Origin of the sequence: Pontixanthobacter luteolus (genome assembly GCF_009828095.1) — a bacterium.
GTDB classification, from domain to species: Bacteria; Pseudomonadota; Alphaproteobacteria; order Sphingomonadales; family Sphingomonadaceae; genus Pontixanthobacter; species Pontixanthobacter luteolus.
Genome location: NZ_WTYP01000002.1, coordinates 257,902 through 277,699, shown reverse-complemented (window position 1 = coordinate 277,699; position 19,798 = coordinate 257,902). Strand labels below are relative to the sequence as shown.

The window sequence follows — 19,798 nt, the reverse complement described above, 5'->3', positions numbered from 1 at the left end:
AGCAGCAGCGGTCCGCCATCAATCTCGATTGCCCACCCATGGCGCAGCGCATCGACCGCGCGGGCAACGCGCCGCGAAGCAGAAGGGCCTGTCTCGCTCAGAGATCGAACTCCGTCACCAGCGGGATATGATCAGACGGCTTTTCCCAGCCGCGCGCGTCTTCGTGAACATGATGCGCAGTCGCCATCTTGGCGAGGTCGGGGGACGCCCACATATGGTCGAGCCGCCGCCCACGGTCGCCCACACGGTAATCTTTCGAACGATAGCTCCACCAGCTGTAATAGCGGTCCGGATCGCGGATGAATTCGCGGCCAATATCAGTCCATCCGTGGGCATCGCGGAACTTGCCCAGCGTTTCGACCTCGAGCGGGGTGTGACTGACAACCTTGAGCAGCTGTTTGTGGCTCCAGACATCGCTTTCGAGCGGTGCGATATTGAAATCGCCGACGATCAGCGTCGGTCTGTCAATCGCATCAGCCCAACGGGTCATCCGCTCCAGAAAATCCAGCTTCTGGCCGAATTTCGTATTTACCTCGCGGTCCGGCACATCGCCGCCGGCAGGCACGTAGACATTTTCGATCACCATGTCCTGCCCCGGACCGGTCAGTTCCACGCCGACATGGCGTGCCTCGCCATTGTCCTGCCAGTCATGGCGGCTGAATTCCTTAAGCGGGATCCGGCTGACAGTTGCCACGCCGTGATACCCTTTCTGCCCGTGGATCGCGAAATGCTCATAGCCGAGCTTGCGAAACGCCTCGTAGGGGAACTGGTGTTCCTGGCATTTGATTTCCTGCAGGCACAGGACATCGACCGATTGCTCAGTCAGGAAACGTTCGACGATCGGCATGCGAAGGCGGACGGAATTGATATTCCAGGAAGCTACAGAAACCATGCGCAGGAGATAGGGATGCGGCGCGGCGGTGTCTATTGCGGCGGGGCGGGCCGCGCACAGAAACGCATCCGGGCAACAAAAAACCCTCGTGTCGGGGGCATTGACACGAGGGTTCCATGTTAGCGTTCGTCACGCTTTGACAAAGCAGCCGTACCGAAGACTGAGGCAACAGGGGGGAACCAATGTCTCCAGCTGCTTTGCTAAGTCAGAGAATATGCCTGTTAGGCTTTCTAGCCAATGAACAATCAGCAGCAGCCCGTCGCAGCGACAAGGCGGCTAATCGGTGAAATGATTATCTGGGGCGGCGAGATGAACGGCGAGGGTCCTTGTAGGTGAAAGCACCGTCAGAAACCGCGACTCCATAACGGTGATTCCGCAGGCGAACCGTGGTGCGGTTGTTCTGCGAATCGAGCGCCACCCAATTGGTCAGCTGCAGCCCGCCGGGCGCTGAACCGTCGCGAACGAAAATCAGCGTGATCACGCCGAATTCGGGCCGGCTCTTGTCGCGCACTTCGATGCTGACGACATCACGATTTCCGGTCTGCACCAGTTTGCCGAATTTCGCGACGTCGCGGCTGGGATCAAGCAGCGCACCGAGCGGCGATTTCTTGATCGGCCAGCGCTGGACCTGATTGACCTCGTAATCGATCATGGTCAGCGATTTGCCGTTGGAGACGACCAGAAGCGGAACGTCTTTTTCGTATTCGAAGCGGATCTTGCCCGGGTTTTTCAGTGTCAGCACGCCCGCCACGGTCTGGCCGTTGCGGTCGGTCTGCGTGAAATCGGCCTTCATCGTGCTGATCCCGCGGATTGCGGTGACCGCTCGGTCGAGGTCGGATTGCTGGGCGGCAAGGGGCGCCGGTGCTACAAACGATGTTGCAGGCACAGCAAAAGCCACTGCACCGGCAAGTGCGGCGAGCAGTGGCTTTTTCGAAAGGGATGTCATTGTGTTCATGCTCCGGCTGATAGCGTCAGAGCGTTGAACCGTCACTGAACTAATACGGTTCCCGCAGTTCAGGTACCAAGCAAGCCGTGGCTTACTTGATCTTGGCTTCCTTGAACTCGACATGCTTGCGCACGACGGGGTCGTACTTGCGGAAAGTCATCTTTTCAGTGATGTTCCGCGGGTTCTTTTTCGTCGTGTAGTAGAAGCCCGTGTCTGCAGTCGAGACGAGCTTGATCTTGACGGTTGCTGGCTTCGCCATGACGTATTCCTAAAATCGAATGAGGCCGGGGATGGCCGAAAAAATAAGGGCGGCGCGAGTAAGCACCGCCGTTCCGGCGCGCCCATTGGGTGATTCACGGGGAAAAGTCAAGCAGTGTCACCAGTCGCGCCGGCTGACCTTGCCCCGATTGGCCTTCACCTCTCCGCGATTCTTCTTGGCCTTGATCCGCTTTTCCTTGCCGACCCGGTTGACCCGGCTCTTGGCGCGTTTTTTCGGCTCTTTCCGGGCTTCCTCCAGCAATTGGGTGAGACGTGTACGGGCGTCTTCGCGGTTCGCCTCCTGCGTGCGGTAATTCCGCGCCGTAAGGATGATCTCGCCCTTGGACGTCATGCGGTTCCCCGCGAGGGTTTTCAAGCGGTTGAAAACCGGGGGGCTCAGGCGCAGCGCGAACACGTTGAGGCGCAATTGCACCGCCGTCGCGACCTTGTTGACGTTCTGCCCGCCCGGGCCGGAACTGGCGATGAAGCTTTCTTCGACCTGCGACAGCGCCCGTTCGATCAGGTCATCCATCCGTAAACCCGAGATCGATGAAATCGGCCGGCATCGGAGCGATTCCGGCAATCTCCGGCTTGTTTGCGCGCTGAACGGTAATTGCGGACGCGTGCAACATTGTGCGCCGCGCGCCAACCGATTTGCCGTGTTCTGGCCCATAAACCGGATCGCCCAGCAATGGTTTACCCAGCCCCGATTCGGCATGGACGCGGATCTGGTGGGTGCGCCCGGTTTCAGGCCTGAACTCAATTAGCGAATTGCCGCCTTCTACCTTCAGCACCTTCCAGTGTGTAATCGAAGGCTTGCCGTCAGGATCGTGAACCATGCGCCAGCCCATTTCGGCGCTGCTGACTTTGCCCAGTGGCAGGTCGATCGTGCCCTCTTCCTGGTCCAGCTCGCCGCCGATAATCCCGAGATAGCGTTTTGCGACCAGCCGTTCCTCGAACGCGCGGGCAAAGCGTTTCACCGCCTTGGGGTTGCGCGCGAGCAGAAGGCAGCCGGACGTGTCGGTATCCAGGCGGTGCACTGCCACGGGCGGCCGCATGAAGCCCAGTTTCAGCCCTTCGTAATAATCCGCCAGACAGGTTCCGCCATTGCGCGGCGGATCGACCGGCAGACCGGCGGGCTTGTCGATAACCAGCGCTTCGCCGTCTTCGTAAACAATCGGGATTTGCGCGAGCACAGGGGGAGAAATCATTGTTTCAGCTTTCCGGGAATGAGGCCGCGCACTGCGTTTCCGAGCAGGAAGCCGTTTTCAAGATCGTCGAGTGTCAGCTCCGCCTCTTGCGCGCGGCCGCTTTCAATCAGCGAGCGGCGCAGGACACCCGGCAGCAATCCGAGTGAAGCTGGCGGGGTGAGCAGCGTCTCGCCGCGTTCAACGAAGATATTGGTCCAGCTACCTTCTGTTACAAGGCCGTCGCCGCGCACAAGGATCGCTTCGCGCGCATCGGCATCCTGCGCTGCGGCCAGCGCGTCCTGATAAAATCCGCGATCGGTTGTCTTGTGCCGCAGCCTCCAGTCAGCCGGATCAACCGGGATCGGCAGGGCGATGCAGTCAAATGTGCCGGAAGCGCCCACGGGCAGTTCGCTCGTGGTCAGCGAGGTCGCGCCGCTGCGGGCGGCGAGCAGGCGGACTTTCGAACGTTTTTCCAGTTCGAAACACAGCGCATGAATCTGGTTGCGCGCCGCGTGCCTGTCGAAAGAGAAACCCAGCTCCGCCGCGCTCGACTTCATCCGTTCCAGATGCAGTTCGAGAAGTTCGATTCCGCTCTCAGGATCGAACAGCATGGTTTCGATCAAATCGAACTGCGGCGCGCTGTGCGCTGGTGAGGATTGGCGCGCAAAACCGCCTTTGAGGATGCTCTCGCGCCATTCATCCATCGGCTGGCTGTCGGCCACGATGGCGGATCCGACGCCCAGCACCGCAGTGCCGCGTTCGTTCTCGACCGGGGTAAGCCGCAAGGTGCGGATTGCGACGTTGAAGGCGGCATCGCCATCTGGGCCAATCCGCCCGATTGCGCCGCAATACGGGCCGCGCGCATCACGTTCGGCCCCTGATATCAGCTCCATCGCCCGGATTTTCGGTGCGCCTGTAATCGATCCGCAGGGGAATATCGCACGGATCAGATCGCTGGCGGTCTTGCCCTCGCTCAGCCTTGCCCGAACGGTCGAGACCATCTGATGGACTGTCGGATAGCTTTCGATTGCGAACGGCGCATCGACCTGCACGCTGCCGGCATCGGCAACGCGCGACAAATCGTTGCGCATCAGATCGACGATCATCAGATTCTCGGCCTTGTCCTTGACCGACCCGGCGAGTTCTTTCTCAAGCGCCTTGTCCGCATCGGGCGTCGGCCCACGTGGGCGCGTGCCCTTCATCGGCTTAACTTTGGCCGCGTCTCCGTGGAGGGAGAAAAACAGTTCCGGCGACAGGCTGAGAAGCCAATGCGAGCCGTCGAATATCAGCCCGCCATAACCGGCGTTCGCCGCTGGCCGGAGCGCCGAATACAGCGCCACCGGATCACCGCGATATGAACCTGCAAGCGGGAAGGTGAGGTTGGCCTGATAAATGTCGCCGGCGCGAATCGCATCCTGCATCTTCTCGAACGCGGCAACATAGCCGCCGGGCGACAATTGCGGGTCAAGCGGCCCGATCGAAGCGCCGCCTTGCGCTCTCTCGGCCAGCCAGTCGTGAACCGCATCCGGCGGCAGGATATGCTCTTTCTCGAACAGGCCAAGCCAGACCAGCGGGCCGTTTCCGCCTGCACGCTTATCGGCAAGGCCGGTGAGGCGCGGCTCCAACGCCAGACCCGCTTCATAAGCGATATACCCGGCCAGCGTTCCGCCGGTCTTTTCCCGTTCGGCATCGGCAGCAGCGAGCACATCGGCGACTTCCGAGGCGCGCCTAGCGGCGAATATCCTGGCCGGTTTTTCGAAGATATGCGCGTCTGCTGCGCCGTCTTCTCGCGCATCGTCCAGCAGTACAAAGGGCTCAGGTTCGGCCATTCGCCCAGCCTTAGCGTCTTGGCCGCGCAAGTCGAGATACTTGACCGCAAGTCAGTGTCTGCGCCACAGCCGCAGCATACAATTTCAGGGTCGGAGCAAGACAAAAATGGGCAGCATCTTTCTGGGGCTAGGCGAAAATCAGGAGCAACAATCGCTCGATCTGGGGCGTGCGAACCGTCACGGACTGATCGCGGGCGCGACCGGCACGGGTAAAACGGTCACGCTGCAGGGGCTTGCAGAAAGTTTCTCCGCCAATGGCGTGCCGGTATTCGTGGCCGATGTGAAAGGTGATCTGTCGGGTATTTCGATGCCCGGATCGCCCACTTTCAAGCACGCCGACAAGCTGGAAGGCCGCGCGAAAGAACTGGGCATGGAAGACTATGCCTATTCGGATAACCCGGCGATCTTCTGGGATCTGTACGGGGAACAGGGCCATCCCATCCGCACGACAATCAGCGAGATGGGGCCGCTGCTGCTTTCGCGGTTGCTCGATCTGAACGACACGCAGGAAGGCGTGCTGCAGATCGTCTTCAAATATGCCGATGAACACGGTCTGCTGCTGCTCGATTTTGCCGATCTGCAGTCGATTCTCCTGCACGCCTCGCAAAACTCGAAAGAACTTTCTGCGAAATACGGCAATGTCAGCAAGCAGAGCGTTGGCGCGATCCAGCGGCAGCTGCTCAGCTTCGAGGCGCAAGGGGCGGACAATTTCTTTGGTGAACCCGCGCTGGAGATCGACGATTTCCTGAAAACCGACGAACAGGGGCGCGGATACATTAACGTGTTGGCTGCAGACAAGCTGATGCGCAGCCCCAAGCTTTATGCGACATTCCTGTTGTGGCTACTCGCCGAACTGTTCGAATCGCTGCCAGAAGTCGGCGACCCGGAAAAGCCCAAGCTCGTATTCTTCTTCGATGAAGCGCATCTGTTGTTCGACGATGCGCCCAAGGCGCTGGAGGACAAGATCGAACAGGTCGTCCGCCTGATCCGTTCGAAAGGCGTCGGCGTCTTCTTCGTAACGCAGAACCCGATCGACATTCCCGAGGAAGTGGCCGGCCAGCTGGGCAACCGCGTGCAGCACGCGCTGCGGGCGTTCACTCCGCGTGACAAGAAAGCGATCAAGGCGGCTGCCGACACCTTCCGGATCAATCCCGATCTCGATGTGGAAGAGGCAATCACGCAATTGCGTGTGGGTGAGGCACTGGTCTCCACCCTGATGGATGACGGTGCGCCTTCGGTTGTTCAGCGCACGCTGATCAAGCCGCCGCGCAGCCGGCTGGGTCCGATCACCGCGAAAGAACGCGCGATCATCAATTCCGTCAGCCCGGTTGACGGGAAATACGACACGGCGGTTGACCGCGAAAGCGCTGAAGAAGTGCTCGCGGCCAAGGCGGCCGATGCCGCGCAGACCGCGCAAGAAGTTGAGGAAAAGGGCGAGGACGAAGTGCGTAAGCAATCGCGCAAGACGCCCAGCCTGTGGGAAAAGGCCTTCAGCCGCGGGGCTAAGGTTGCGGCAGGTTCGGCAGCCGGCGCCGCTGCTGCTGCGGTGCTGGGCAAGAAATCGCGCGCCAACCCGATGGCATCGGGCGTGACCTCTGCCGCCGGATCGATCGCGACCGATCTAGCCGGGCCGATTGCCGGCCGGTTTGTCCGCAATCTGATCGGCGGCCTGATGCGCTAGACGCAAGGCACCAGATGTCTGCATCAGCCAGCGATGGGGTTGGCGGTGCGGATGGCTGGATGCCTTGGCCGGAATGGCAAAGGCGATAAATTTCCTGCTGCACGCAGAGCCGCCTAAGTCTCAACCTTTCGGGAGCCGGATTTCTGCGTGAAGTCCGCCTTCGGGCCGGTTCGCCAAAATCAGCCGTCCCCCGTGCTGTTCGGCAACAGCCCGTGCGATTGTCAGACCAAGGCCTGCACCGCCGGTGTCACGGTTGCGCGATGCCTCCCCGCGCTTGAACGGTTCGAGCATTTCGGCGATGCGGGCCTCTTCAATACCGGGACCGTTATCGTCCACTTCGAGCACGACATGGGTGCCGGTTTCGCGCAGGGTAACCGCAGCGGTGCCGCCGTATCTCAGGGCATTTCCGATCAAATTGCGCAGCGCACGTTTCAGCCAGGTCAGGTAAACCGGATGGACGATTTTTCCATTGGTATTGAGCGTGACCGGTTGGCCCTGATCCTCGAATTCCTCGACGACTGCCGCGGCCAGTGCGGAAAGCGAGGCACGCTCGGGCGGTTCGCCTGATTTGCCGATCCGCGCCAGAGTAAGGATATCGTCGAGCGAGCGGGTGATATCCTCGATCCCGGCGGCCATTTTCCGGCGCTCGGTTTCATCCTCGACGTTTTCGATGCGCACCCTCAGCGCGGCTAGCGGTGTCTTCAGATCGTGCCCGATCGCTCCAAGCATCACGTCTTTTTCATCGAGCAATGCGGCGATCCGTGCTTCCATTGCATTATGCGCAGTTACCAGACGGCGCACGTCCTGCGGGCCATTGGGTTCCAGCGGTTCTTGCATCTGTCCGCCATTGCCGAAATTTTCTGTGCGCCGGGTCAGCGCGGCAAGCGGCTTTGTAATACGCCGGAGCAGCAGAAAATGGAGGCCGACGAGCACCAGATAGATAATCAGCGTCTGCAAGACGATTGTGCGCAGCGCCGCTCCGTTGGACTCCGGTATCGGAACCCGCGCAATTTGCCACTGGCTGTCCGGGGTCCGTTTCAAAGCAGCGACAAGGACTTTGGTGACCGGACGATCCTGGTCGATGACCCGCCGCATCAGTCGTGGGCGGCCAAGCACGAACGGATCATCGAGCGCCAATCGTTCGATCACGATCAACTCTGCGGCGGAGAAATTCTGGTCAGCCAGAATGCCAGCGAGTTGTTCTTCCAGCTGCGTCTCGCGGGTCTCGCCGCTCATCAACTCGAAGCTGGCGGATGTTTCCAGCCGCAAGGGGCGCGGAAACCGGCGAGTGCGATTACGCAAATCGTTGCGCGGCCTGTTATCGGCACCGCGAAGATCGCGGCGGGCGTTCTGCCGCTCGGGCACCACCAGGCGAAACGCAGCAGAATTGAGCAAGGCCTCGTCCCGCCTCGTCTCGGCGGCGCGCCATAACAGACCTGCGGAAATCGTTTGTGCCACCAGCAAGGCCAGCGCGACTGCGAGAAGCACCTGCCCCAACAGGCTCTTGGGCCAGAACCGCATGGTCTTAGCTCTGGGCCGCTGGCTGGCGGCGGACATCGGCGGCGAAGCGGTAACCGCCCCCGCGCACAGTCAGGATAAGTTCGGGATTGCGGCTGTCAGCCTCGATCTTGCGGCGCAGGCGGCTGACCTGATTATCGACTGCCCGGTCGTACAAATGCGCTTCGCGGCCCTGCACCATGTCCAGCAACCGGTCACGGTCGAGCACTCTGCGCGGATTTTCAAGAAACGCCTGAAGCAGGCGAAATTCCGCAGTCGAAATGGATATGACCACCCCATCGGGATCAGTGAGGCGCCGTTTCAGCGGATCGAGCTGCCATTCCTCGAAGACATAAATCGCGTCTTCTTCCGGTGCCGGCTTCGAACCGGTTTTGCCGGTGCGGCGCAGAACGGATCGGATGCGCGCGACCAGTTCGCGCGGCTCGAACGGCTTTACCACGTAGTCATCGGCGCCAATTTCCAGCCCGATGATCCGGTCCGTCGCCTCGCCCTTGGCCGTCAGCAGAATGACCGGCAGTTCGCGGGTTTCCACCAGATGCCGGCACAGCGAAAGGCCATCTTCGCCGGGCATCATGATATCCAGCAAGATCAGGTTCGGGGTGAATTCCATCAGCACGCTGCGTGCGCTGGCGGCGCTTTCCGCTTCGCGCACGACAAACCCCTGGCGGGTAAGATACTCCGCCAGGGGTTCGCGTAAACTGGCTTCGTCGTCGACGAGCAGCAATTGGGTGGGCGCGGTGTCAGTCATGAGTTCCTTACCGCGCCTAGACCCGCGACGAGGTGCCTAGCAAGCGCAAGCTTGCCAGCCGGAATTTAGCGGGCCTGCCGGGCTGCCTTGCGCTCTGCGCGCGCAGCCTGGCGTTCTTCCTGAGAGATCGAGCCGCTATTATCGGTGTCCATCTTCTGGAAGCGGGCGGTCATCGCAGCGTCGAATTCGGCGCGGCTGATGGCTTTGTCGCCATTGGTGTCAGCCTGCCGAAGCATAGCCATGCCTTGTTTTCCGCGCTTACCCCGATTTCCGCGGGCCATCTTGTCGCCGCCGCGTTTGCCGCGTGCTTCCATCCGGTCACCGCGCTTGCCGCGGCGTTCGCTGCGCATTTCACGGGCTGCGTCCATTTCAGCTGCGGAAATACCGCCGCTATTGTCGGTATCAAGCCTTGCGAAGCGCGCATCGGCACGATCAGCACGCTTTGCGCGCCGTTCAGATGCTGCAGCATCCATTTCAGCCTTGGTCACTTCGCCATTGCCATCCGCATCAAGCCGGGCAAATCGCGCTTCCTTGCGCGCGGCACGGTCTTCCGTATTGATGACACCATTTCCATCGGCATCCAGCCGGGCAAACATCGTGTCTGCATGGGCATTGTGTTCGGCAAGGGTTATAATCTTGTCGCCGTTCGCATCGGCGCCGCGGCGGTCATTTTGCTGGGCTGCGATTGCGGTACCGCCAACGAGGGCGAGAGCTGCTGCAGAAAGGGCCAGAGTAATCTTCTTGGTGGGGGTCTTCATAAGTCTCTCCAATCGTCGTTTCGATTGAGCTGCGGCAACCCCGTCAGGGAGGGGGGGAGATCAAGGGTCGCCGCAACTCGTGATACCTTTCTAGTGACCCATTGTCGCAGGAATATCCCGGTTGCGGCCTGAAATGTCGCAAATTGTCGCAGCAAATGACAGCCGTTCATGCAGCTGAAATTTTGGCGGATTGCAGCTACCGCGGCCTGTGCTGCGTGCCTTCCCCGGCGGTTATGAAGATCGCAGTGGCATGCGAATCGATGTCGGCAATGTGCCAGACCCCGGGCGGATTGATCGCATAATCGCCCGGCGTGAGGATCACCTGGACTTCGCGCCCGTCCGGAAATTCCTGCGTCAGCGTCATTTCACCATCGATGCAGATTACCACCTCTGCGCCGTGAGGGTGCATTTCCCATGTGGGCCATCCTTCACTGAAACTGTGCTGGCTGACCAGCCTGCCTTCGGCACCGTCGCTGGCAGTCCGCTTGGCGTAAGCGTCGTACCATTCCATCCCCGCGAAGGGCGGCTGAGGGCTGGCGCTCGCCCCCAGGCCCAAATGCACCCAGCTTTCGGACAGCTTTCTCGCGGCGTCCACCGGAAGGTGGCCTATTTCGTCATCGTGAAGACGTTGAGTTTGTTGCCATCCGGGTCGCGGAAATATCCGGCATAAAACCCGTCATCACCGCGCGGCCCCGGTGCGCCTTCGTCGGTTCCGCCATTGGCCAGCGCCGCATCGTATACGGCCTGCACCTTGTCGGTGCTGTCGACCATCAACGCGGCCATTGTTCCGTTTCCGACGGTCGCCTCGTTCCCGTCGAACGGCTTTGTTGCAGCAATGCCCGGCGCTCCGCCAGCTTCGCCCCAGGCAATGAACTGATCGAATTCCATCATTCGCCCGACGCCCATTTCCCCCGCAACCGCATCATAAAACTTGGCTGCCCGCGGCAGGTCGTTCGTTCCCAGCGTTACATATCCCAGCATAGTATCCTCCTAATCGCGACTCGCAACATCGGAACAATACAGGAACATTTAGCGGCTCACAAGGACGCTCAGATTGGGGCGCAAGCGTCCTTCAGCCAATCGAGAACATCGCCATCCAGCTGCGGAGCGAGGATTTCGTAGGTTTTTGCGTGATACGCATTCCACCAGTCTTTCTCTTCCGCGGTCATCAGCGACAGGTCGAGCATATCGCGCGCCATCGGAACCCAGGTGAGGTTTTCAAACCCGAGATAGGTGCCCTCTGCGCCGTCGATTTCCTGCTTTTCTACCAGCACGAGATTCTCGATCCGGATGCCGAACGCGCCGTCCTTGTAATAGCCCGGCTCGTTCGAGAGGATCATGCCTTCGAACAATTCCTGATCCGTGCCCGGCTGGCCGCCCGATGCCTTCGCAATGCGCTGCGGCCCTTCGTGCACGCCGAGGAAGCTGCCAACCCCGTGGCCGGTGCCATGGGCGTAGTCGACGCCCGCTTCCCACAGATACTGACGCGCGAATGCGTCCAATTGGCCGCCAACTGTACCTTGCGGGAAAATCGCGCGGGCAATCTGGATATGGCCCTTCAGCACGCGGGTATAACGGTCGCGCACTTCGGCTGTCGGCTGGGCTTTGTCGCCTTCGCCCGCGATCCACACCGTGCGTGTGATGTCGGTCGTACCGTCGAGGTACTGGCCCCCGGAATCGCACAGGAAAACGCTGCCCGGCTCGATACCGAGATTGCTGTCTTCATCGACCCGGTAATGGCAGAGCGCGCCGTGCGGGCCGGTGGCGGAAATCGTGTCGAAGCTCTGGTCTTTGAGAACGCCGGTTTCATCGCGGAATTCGCGCAGCTTGGCGGCTGCTGACAGTTCCGTCTGGCCGCCTTTGGATGGTTCATACGAAAGCCAGTGCAGGAATTTGGCGACCGCAGCACCGTCGCGCGCCTGCGCATCACGGTGCCCCTGCTGTTCGACCGGATTCTTGATCGCCTTGGGCAGGATTGCTGGATCGCGCACCGCAACCGCTGTTGCGCCGCCCTTTTCCAGGGCCTGATAGATCGCTGCCACGCCGTAATCGGGATCGACGGCCACGGTCTTGCCGGCGAAATCTTTCAGGTGAGGGGTAAAGTCGGCGCGGTCCCGAATGGTGACAGCATTGCCCAGATGCTGTTCCAGTTCTGGTGTGACCTTTTCAGGTTCGATGAACAGCTCGGCAGTGCCGTCGGAGTGCGCGATCAGATACGATAGCGCGACCGGGGTACGGTCCACGTCCGCGCCGCGAATATTCAGCATCCAGGCGATGGAATCGAGCGCGCTGATGACAGCAGCGTCGTATTCCTCTTCCTTCAGCCAATCGGCCACGATCGCGCGTTTTTCGGCGGAAGATTGCCCGGCAAATTCCTGCGGATGGACGATTGCAGGGGCTTTCGAAGGTTTCGGCTGATCGCCCCACACGGCATCGATCGGATTGGTTTCGACAGCGACCAGTTCCGCGCCCTTCCGCGCGAGCGCGGCAGAAAGGCTGTCGGCCCATCCCTTTGAATGGAGCCATGCATCATATCCGATGCGAGCACCCTTGGTAACGTTGGCCGCGAGCCATTTTGCATGGGTGGTGTCCAGCGTCGACTGATAATCGAACAGCTTCCCGTCCACCTGTTCGCGGACCTGAATGGTATAGCGCCCATCGACGAAAATCGCGGCGGTATGCGAGAGCACGATTGCGCTGCCGGCAGAACCGCCAAACCCGGTCAGCCATTCCAGCCGCTGAGCGTAGGAACCGACATATTCGGACATGTGCTCATCGGAAATCGGCACCACGAAACCGTCCAGTTTCTGGCGCTTCATTTCTTCCCGCAGAGCGGAAAGGCGGGCTTCGTGGGTCTGCATGAGCATATAATCGGTCCTGAATTTCAATCGGTGCTTGTCGCGGTACATCCGGCGACATAGTTTCAACTGAACCCATTACCATAGGTCGCATCATTCCAACAGGGACATCCGCCATGAGAATTGCCTCTTCCGCTGCCATTGCGATCGCCACGCTGTCTTTCGCCATGCCGCTATCGGCGCAGGATGCATCCCGAACCGAGGAAACAAGTTTGTCTGACAAGAAAATTGCCGCTCCGCCTGTCGCAGAGAAGCGGGAACACAGTTACAGCCACCACGGCATCACCATTTCAGATCCTTACCACTGGTTGAAAGACCAATCCTATCCGGTGGTCGATGACGAGGATGTGCTGGACTATGTGAAGGCGGAAAATGCCTGGTTCGAACAGGAAATGGAAAGCCGCAAACCGCTGGTCGAAAAGCTGTTCGAAGAACTCAAGGGCCGGGTGAAGGAAGACGATTCCTCCGTCCCGCAAAAGGATGGTGACTGGCTCTACTGGACTGAAGTGGCAGAGGGTAAGGAATACCGCCTGTGGTACCGGCAGCCGGTTGCCGGCGGCGACAAGGAATTGCTGCTCGACGAAAACCAGATGGCGGAGGGCAAGGAATATCACCGCCTCGGCGCATTTTCCGTCAGCAAGAACGGGCGCTATCTCGCTTATTCATTCGATGACAACGGGGCTGAACGATACACAGCGCGGGTCAAGGACCTGCAGACCGGCGAATTGCTGGACGATGTGATCACCGAGACGCGCACCAGCCTCGTCTGGTCGGCGGATGACACGATGCTCGTCTATGGCAAGGCCAACGAGAACTGGCGGGTCGACAATGTCCGCGTCCACACCATCGGCACATCTGCGGATCAGGACGTGCAGATCTACACCGAGGAAGACATCGGTTTCAGCGTCAGTGCGGGATTGTCGGCACAGGAAGACTGGCTGGTTATTTCAGCTGGCGACAACGAGACAAACGAAGTCCGTCTGGTCCGCGCAGATAACCCGCTGGGCGAACAGATACTGATCAGGCCGCGCGAAAAGGGCATCGAATATTCGGTCGACCTGCGCGACGGAATAATCTTCGTCCATACCAATGACGACCACGTCAATTTTCGCCTTGCCACCGCGACGTTCGAAAGTCCGGCCGAATGGTCGACGCTGATCGAGGGGGCGGACGAATTCTACCTGACCGATTTCGAACTGTTCAAGGATTTCTATGTCACCGAAGGCCGTCTTGGCGGGCTCGATCAGGTGCAGATCAGGAATTACGCGGATTCGGCAAAAGTCACGCCGATCGCATTTCCCGAGGCGAGCTACACTGCCGGATTATCCAACAATCCCGAATATGACGTGAGCAAGCTGCGCCTTTCCTATGAAAGCATGGTCACGCCCGATTCGGTGTATGATTACGACGTATCCGGCGCTTCGCTGGAACTGCTCAAGCAGCAGGAAATCCCCAGCGGATATGACGCCTCGCTTTACATCACCGTGCGCGAGACAATCACTGTACGCGATGGAACGCAGGTTCCTGTCAGCGTGGTAATGCGCAAGGATCGCCCCGAAGGCGCGGGTCCGCTACACCTCTATGCCTACGGCGCTTATGGCTATGCTGTTTCGCCCGGCTTTTCATCCAGCCGCCTTAGCCTGCTCGATCGCGGCATGGCCTATGCCATCGCGCATATCCGCGGTGGCGATGATCTGGGCCGCAAATGGTATCTGCAGGGCAAGCTGAATGACCGGACCAACACGTTCAACGATTTCGTCGACGTCGCGAAGGGGCTGGCAGCCAAGGGTTATACCGAGGAAGGCATGATCAGCGCCAGCGGCGGGTCCGCAGGGGGCGAACTGATGGGCGTGGTGGTCAACACTGATCCCGATTTGTGGAAGGCGGTCGTGGCTGACGTGCCGTTCGTCGATGTGCTCAGCACCATGCTCGACACCAGCCTGCCGCTGACGCCGGGTGAGTGGCCCGAATGGGGCAACCCGATCGAAAGCAAGCAGGCCTTCGCCTACATCCTCAGCTATTCGCCTTATGATCAGGTGACGACGCAGGATTATCCGCCCATGCTGGTAACCGCAGGCCTGAACGATCCGCGCGTCACCTATTGGGAGCCGGCCAAATGGGTCGCCAAATTGCGCGACACCAAGACCGACAATAACGAGCTGCTGCTGAAGACCAATATGGGCGCAGGCCACGGCGGCAAATCGGGCCGCTTCACCTCGCTGTACGAAGCGGCAGAGGAATACGCGTTCATCCTCTCGCATTTCGGGATTGATGAGTGAGCGAACCCTTTCGCAAGACTTTCATCGCCGGGCCTCAGCACATCGATGTGATGGGTCATGTAAACAATGCGGTGTGGGTGCAGTGGGTGCAGGACATGGCGACCGCACACTGGGATGCGGTCGCTGATCCTGCCCATGCGGCCGAGTTCGTGTGGCTCGTGATCCGCCACGAAATCGATTATCGCGGCAATATCGGACAGGGCGAAACCGTGACCGGGGAAACCTGGATTCCGGATGAGGCCAAGGGCGCAAAAAGCCTGCGCCGGGTCGATTTTCGCAATGCCGATGGCAAGATCATCGTTTCGGCCGCCACCACATGGGCCATGCTGCACCGCGAAACCGGGCGGCTCGCCCGCGTACGGCCCGAAGTGCTCGCACCTTTCCGCTCCGATCCGGGAGAATAACCATCACCGATACATCGCTTTTCACGCCCCTCACACTGCCCAATGGCAGCACTGTGCCCAACCGCATTTGCAAGGCGGCGATGGAGGAAAACCTGGCCCAGCAGCCTGGCCAGTATCCGGGACAGCGGCTGTTCACGCTGTATGACCGCTGGGCAAAGGGTGGCACCGGATTGATCCTATCGGGCAATGTCATGGTCGATCCGACTGCACTGACCGGGCCGGGCGCCGTTGTGCTGGAAAAAGGCACCGATCTTGCGCCGTTCAGGAAATGGGCGGAGATAGGCAAATCGGGCGGCGGCCAGTTCTGGTTGCAGATCAGCCACCCCGGACGGCAGCTATACAAGAGCCTGGGCGAAACCGCGGTATCACCGTCGGCTGTCGCGCTGGATCTGGGCAAGTTCTCATCCATGTTCGCGCCGGTACGGCGGCTGGAAGCTACAGAGATCGAAACGATCATAAACCGGTTTGCCGACACCGCCGAAGCGGCACAGGAAGCCGGTTTTGACGGCGTGCAAATTCACGGTGCGCACGGATATCTGATCAGCCAGTTCCTATCCCCGCTTACCAATAAGCGGGACGATGAATGGGGCGGCAGCCTGGAAAACCGCGCCCGTTTCCTGATGCGTATTGTGGAGACTGTGCGGGCGCGGGTGAAGCTGTCCTTCGGGGTCGGGTTGAAACTGAATTCGGCGGATTTTCAGCGCGGCGGTTTCGGCGCTGACGATGCAAGGCAGGTGGTCGAGTGGCTGAATGGTCACGGGCTTGATTTCGTGGAGCTTTCGGGCGGCAGCTATGAAAGCCCGGCCATGCAGGGCAATCCGCAGGATGACGCTGGCCCCAAAAATTCGACCGAGGCGCGCGAAGCCTATTTTGTCGATTTTGCGAGAGACATTGCCAAGGTTGCAGACATGCCGATCATGGTCACGGGGGGAATTACCCGACTGGAAGTAGCCGAGGCAGCACTGGAGCATGACGAGCAAGGCTTCGGCGTTGAAATGCTCGGCATTGCCCGCGCGCTCGCCAGCGATCCGGACTTGCCCAATCACTGGCAAGGCCAGCACAATGCAGATGTCGATCTGCCGCAGGTCGGCTGGTCCAACAAATCCCTGTCAGCCCTCGCGGTAATGGCGCTGACCAAAGTTCAGATCGAACGGATGGCGGCGGGCAAGAAACCCGGCATGGGCGGCTGGCCGGTGAAGGCGCTGATCGCCGACCAGATGCGGGCAGCAAAACGGGCGAAGAATTATCGCAAGTGGCGTGCTGCCCGGTCCTGAAGGGACATCCTGAACCGGGCACCCTGAACCAGCAAACTGAGCCTTAGCCGGCTGCTGCGCGTCTGCGATCCGGCTGGCGCGGGCTGAACAGACGCAGTTTTTCGAACACCAACCTGTTTCTGCCGCCTTCCTTTGCCTCGTACAAAAGCTTGTCGGCCCGCGAATAGATATCGCTGAAAATGTCCGCTTCCTTGCGGTCTTTGGGCAAGACGATTGCCCCGACGCTCGCGGTCAGGATGCGCTCCAACCCGTCGATCTGGCGGGCAACACGCAGGGAAATTGCCTGCCGAAGCTTTTCTGCCCGATCGAGCGAATCGTCGCCTTTCATCACCAGCAGGAATTCTTCACCGCCCAATCTGAAGCCGAGCGATTGATTGTCGGCTGAAAGGATGCCTGCAACCTCCACCAATACCGCATCGCCGCCGGCATGGCCGATAGTGTCGTTGACGGTCTTGAAGTGATCTAGATCAAGCAGCGCAAACGTGTTGAAGCCGTCGGCACGCAGGCTGCCCATGCGAATGTCGAGTGCGCGCCGGTTATACAGCCCGGTCAGCGGGTCGACGCTGGACAGGGCATCAAGCGCTGCCACGCGGTCTTGCGCCTTGTCGCGCTGGCGGCGGATGGCAAGGAACCGGTCGGCCACGCCCAGCGCGGTGGCGAGCGATTCTGTCAGCATCCCGAAGAAGAAGATGGGCAGCGCGTCGTTGGGCGGCGCCAACGGGGTTATGTAGGTGACCAACTGAATGCTGACACCAACGAACAGCGGTGTCCATCCGACCATCTGGAAACGAACAGCACGGCTGCCGCGTCTCCACGCATCGATCATTATCGCCAGTATCAGGATCATCAGCGGTGCCAGGGCAACGCTGTGGAATGACGATCCGAACGGGCGCATGAAGTCGAATGATGCCGCGTGAATTGCCGATGCAATCAGGGCCCATGCGGCCGCATATGGTACCCATCGCCGCATGACCGGACTGATCTTGTCGTCTTCGATATAGGCACGGGTGAACATGAACGACACCGCCAGCGCCACCCCGAAGGACATGATCAGGGATCGGCGCCAAACCTCAATCGGCAGGTCGACCATGTGATTGACGAGGCCGGATTGGCTTAGCAGCAGCAACGCGAAAGATCCGATCAGCGCGCTGTGCCACAGCAGGAAGTTCTGGCGCAGGACACGCCAAAAAACGAGGTCGAAAAACAGGGGGATCAGAATGATTCCGAGCAATCCGGCGATCAGCAATTGATAAGCGATCGAATCCGGATCTAGCGCCGGATCTTCCGCCAGCAGCTTTGCAGCGGTCATCGTGGACAGGTGCAGCGGACGATCGAAGATTACGACAGTCCGGATGCTGCCATCGGCAGGTTGGGGCAGTGCCAGTTTGAAATGCGGGCCATCGGTCAGGGGCTGCGCGTCATTGGCCTTGTGCCGGGAGGTGATCCAGCGGCCCGTCTTGTCCTGACTGGCGAGCGTCACATTGCCGAAATGGCCGATCCGGCTGACCAGAAATTTTGGCTCGCTGGCCTGCACATCGTTCCATGTCAGGGCGATGCGGTAATTGCCGACCGGGGGGGCGCTTTCCTCGCAAGTCCAGGGGCCGAGTTCTGCAAGGTAGTCAGATGCTTGCGCCGATAAAGGCAGGGTTTGCCAGCAGGGGGCAGAGCGGGGTGCCTCCGCCGCATACACAGGGCGCACTGCTGCAAGAATGCAGCACAGCGCGAGCGCGAACGCACTCAGCGTGGAACGGGCCCCCCATGTCATGGCCCCGCCAATATCTGCAAACCGGTTAGAACCCGGTTAAAAAATCCAGAAAAATCAGTCTTGGTTCAACACATCTGCGGTCGGCAGATATTCATGGCCCAATTCGTCGGCCACTGCCTTGTAGGTAACCTTGCCGGCATGGACATTCAGCCCCTCTGCCAGATGCGGGTCGCGGCGCATGGCTTCTTTCCAGCCATTGCGGGCCATGCGTAGGGCGTGGGGAAGGGTCACATTGTTCAGCGCATAGGTGCTGGTGCGGGCCACCGCGCCGGGCATATTGGCAACGCAGTAATGCACGATACCATCAACGGTATAGGTCGGGTCGGCATGCGTCGTGGCTCTGGATGTTTCGAAACAGCCGCCCTGGTCGATTGCGACATCCACCAGCACTGCGCCGGGCTTCATTTCCGAGAGCAGTTCGCGGGTAATCAGCTTGGGCGCAGCAGCACCGGGGATCAGCACCGCGCCGATTACCAGGTCGGCCTGACGCACGGCGTCTTCCAGATTGGTCTTGTTGGAAAAACGGGTGCTGGCGCGCGCTTCGAAGAAGGTGCCGACTTTTTCGAGCACTTCGGGATCGCGGTCGAGGATTTCCACATCACCGCCAAGGCCGACGGCCATCTGCGCCGCGTTGAAACCGACAACGCCGCCGCCGATTACCACGACCTTGCCCGGCAATACGCCCGGCACGCCGCCCAGCAGAACGCCGCGTCCGCCGTGTTCCTTTTGCAGGGCATTGGCACCTGCCTGAATGCTCATCCGGCCAGCAACCTGGCTCATCGGTTTGAGCAGCGGCAGGCTGCCGCGCGGACCGGTTACGGTTTCATAGGCGATCGCGGTCACGCCCGATTTGACCAGATCATTGGTTTGTTCGGGATCCGGGGCAAGGTGCAGGTAGGTATAAAGGATCTGGCCTTCGCGCAGTTTCGCGCGTTCTACCGCCTGCGGTTCCTTGACCTTCACCACCATTTCGCACTCGGCAAAAATCGGGTCGGGTCCGTCGACGATCTTGGCGCCGGCGTCGACATATTCGGCGTCGGTCGCGCCGATTCCCAGGCCTGCACCGCTTTCGATCCAGACTTCGTTGCCGTCCGCGATTAATTCTCGCGCGCTTTCCGGCGTCAGGCCGACGCGATATTCGTGGTTCTTGATTTCCTTGGGACAACCGATGCGCATGGGGGAGGACTCCTGAAATTTCGAAACCGGTTACAAGTGAAACAACTGCGGGGCAAGCGAAGTTCCCGGCTGGCGGCGCTCGGCAGGAGTGTTACGGATAGTCCCGAAACTGTCATATAGCGGACATAAGTGCGTCAGGAATGTTTCACTGAACTGTAAAGGTTTGCTCATGTATTCTCGGAATCGCGCTTTGGGTTCGGCGCTTGCCATCGCACTGGGTTG

18 protein-coding genes are annotated in these 19,798 nt (G+C 60.1%); 4 read left to right on the top strand and 14 right to left on the bottom strand.

Annotated elements, in window-relative coordinates; genetic code table 11:
• Positions 1–97 precede the first annotated feature (97 nt).
• The 6 genes from xth to pabB all read right to left on the bottom strand — a co-directional run bounded on the left by xth (position 98) and on the right by pabB (position 5,115).
• Positions 98–892 carry an exodeoxyribonuclease III gene (gene xth, locus GRI43_RS09850; protein WP_160730950.1) on the bottom strand — a complete coding sequence of 265 codons (795 nt, stop codon included), beginning with the start codon at positions 890–892 and terminating at the stop codon, positions 98–100.
• 292 nt (positions 893–1,184) lie between these two features.
• A complete protein-coding gene (locus GRI43_RS09845) occupies positions 1,185–1,847 on the bottom strand; it encodes a LolA family protein (RefSeq protein WP_160730949.1) in 663 nt (220 codons plus the stop codon).
• 82 nt (positions 1,848–1,929) lie between these two features.
• On the bottom strand, positions 1,930–2,097 hold the full coding sequence (rpmG, locus tag GRI43_RS09840) for a 50S ribosomal protein L33 (protein ID WP_160601956.1): 168 nt from the start codon (positions 2,095–2,097) through the stop codon (positions 1,930–1,932).
• 117 nt (positions 2,098–2,214) lie between these two features.
• Positions 2,215–2,628, bottom strand: a complete 414-nt coding sequence (arfB, locus tag GRI43_RS09835) for an alternative ribosome rescue aminoacyl-tRNA hydrolase ArfB (RefSeq protein ID WP_160730948.1) — start codon at positions 2,626–2,628, stop codon at positions 2,215–2,217.
• The gene (locus tag GRI43_RS09830) at positions 2,621–3,307 is read right to left on the bottom strand and encodes an RluA family pseudouridine synthase (protein WP_160730947.1); all 687 of its coding nucleotides are present in this window, start codon (positions 3,305–3,307) and stop codon (positions 2,621–2,623) included. The genes arfB and GRI43_RS09830 overlap by 8 nt, the downstream gene beginning before the upstream one ends.
• Complete coding sequence (gene pabB / locus GRI43_RS09825; RefSeq protein ID WP_160730946.1) at positions 3,304–5,115, bottom strand: aminodeoxychorismate synthase component I; 1,812 nt, start codon at positions 5,113–5,115, stop codon at positions 3,304–3,306. Before pabB ends, GRI43_RS09830 begins: the two co-directional genes overlap by 4 nt.
• Before the next feature lie 106 nt (positions 5,116–5,221).
• Here pabB and GRI43_RS09820 point away from each other — a divergent pair, with 106 nt between their 5' ends.
• Complete coding sequence (locus tag GRI43_RS09820) at positions 5,222–6,796, top strand: helicase HerA-like domain-containing protein (protein WP_160730945.1); 1,575 nt, start codon at positions 5,222–5,224, stop codon at positions 6,794–6,796.
• 120 nt (positions 6,797–6,916) lie between these two features.
• On the opposite strand, the gene GRI43_RS09815 is transcribed toward GRI43_RS09820, so the two are convergent.
• From GRI43_RS09815 to GRI43_RS09790, 6 genes are all read right to left on the bottom strand, one after another.
• The gene (locus GRI43_RS09815) at positions 6,917–8,317 is read right to left on the bottom strand and encodes an ATP-binding protein (protein ID WP_160730944.1); all 1,401 of its coding nucleotides are present in this window, start codon (positions 8,315–8,317) and stop codon (positions 6,917–6,919) included.
• Positions 8,318–8,321: 4 nt separating this feature from the next.
• Positions 8,322–9,062: a response regulator gene (locus GRI43_RS09810; RefSeq protein WP_160730943.1), complete on the bottom strand. Its 741-nt coding sequence runs from the start codon at positions 9,060–9,062 to the stop codon at positions 8,322–8,324.
• A gap of 65 nt (positions 9,063–9,127) precedes the next feature.
• The gene (locus GRI43_RS09805) at positions 9,128–9,820 is read right to left on the bottom strand and encodes a hypothetical protein (RefSeq protein ID WP_160730942.1); all 693 of its coding nucleotides are present in this window, start codon (positions 9,818–9,820) and stop codon (positions 9,128–9,130) included.
• A 196-nt stretch (positions 9,821–10,016) separates the two neighbouring features.
• On the bottom strand, positions 10,017–10,415 hold the full coding sequence (locus GRI43_RS09800; protein ID WP_271439865.1) for a cupin domain-containing protein: 399 nt from the start codon (positions 10,413–10,415) through the stop codon (positions 10,017–10,019).
• Between the two features lie 11 nt (positions 10,416–10,426).
• Positions 10,427–10,801: a VOC family protein gene (locus tag GRI43_RS09795; RefSeq protein WP_160730941.1), complete on the bottom strand. Its 375-nt coding sequence runs from the start codon at positions 10,799–10,801 to the stop codon at positions 10,427–10,429.
• Between the two features lie 68 nt (positions 10,802–10,869).
• Positions 10,870–12,687: an aminopeptidase P family protein gene (locus tag GRI43_RS09790; RefSeq protein WP_160730940.1), complete on the bottom strand. Its 1,818-nt coding sequence runs from the start codon at positions 12,685–12,687 to the stop codon at positions 10,870–10,872.
• A 107-nt stretch (positions 12,688–12,794) separates the two neighbouring features.
• Between GRI43_RS09790 and GRI43_RS09785 the strand changes: the two genes are divergently transcribed.
• Genes GRI43_RS09785 through GRI43_RS09775 form a run of 3 tightly spaced genes read left to right on the top strand, consistent with a single transcriptional unit; the run spans position 12,795 to position 16,635 of the window.
• A complete protein-coding gene (locus GRI43_RS09785; protein WP_160730939.1) occupies positions 12,795–14,957 on the top strand; it encodes a S9 family peptidase in 2,163 nt (720 codons plus the stop codon).
• Positions 14,954–15,361: an acyl-CoA thioesterase gene (locus GRI43_RS09780; RefSeq protein ID WP_338090033.1), complete on the top strand. Its 408-nt coding sequence runs from the start codon at positions 14,954–14,956 to the stop codon at positions 15,359–15,361. The genes GRI43_RS09785 and GRI43_RS09780 overlap by 4 nt, the downstream gene beginning before the upstream one ends.
• Complete coding sequence (locus GRI43_RS09775) at positions 15,358–16,635, top strand: NADH:flavin oxidoreductase/NADH oxidase family protein (RefSeq protein ID WP_338090057.1); 1,278 nt, start codon at positions 15,358–15,360, stop codon at positions 16,633–16,635. The genes GRI43_RS09780 and GRI43_RS09775 overlap by 4 nt, the downstream gene beginning before the upstream one ends.
• Positions 16,636–16,678: 43 nt before the next feature.
• Here the strand turns inward: GRI43_RS09775 and GRI43_RS09770 are convergent, their stop codons facing one another.
• Both GRI43_RS09770 and ald read right to left on the bottom strand, forming a co-directional pair.
• On the bottom strand, positions 16,679–18,400 hold the full coding sequence (locus tag GRI43_RS09770) for a GGDEF domain-containing protein (protein WP_160730938.1): 1,722 nt from the start codon (positions 18,398–18,400) through the stop codon (positions 16,679–16,681).
• A 54-nt stretch (positions 18,401–18,454) separates the two neighbouring features.
• Positions 18,455–19,576: an alanine dehydrogenase gene (gene ald / locus GRI43_RS09765; protein ID WP_160730937.1), complete on the bottom strand. Its 1,122-nt coding sequence runs from the start codon at positions 19,574–19,576 to the stop codon at positions 18,455–18,457.
• Positions 19,577–19,798 lie beyond the last annotated feature (222 nt).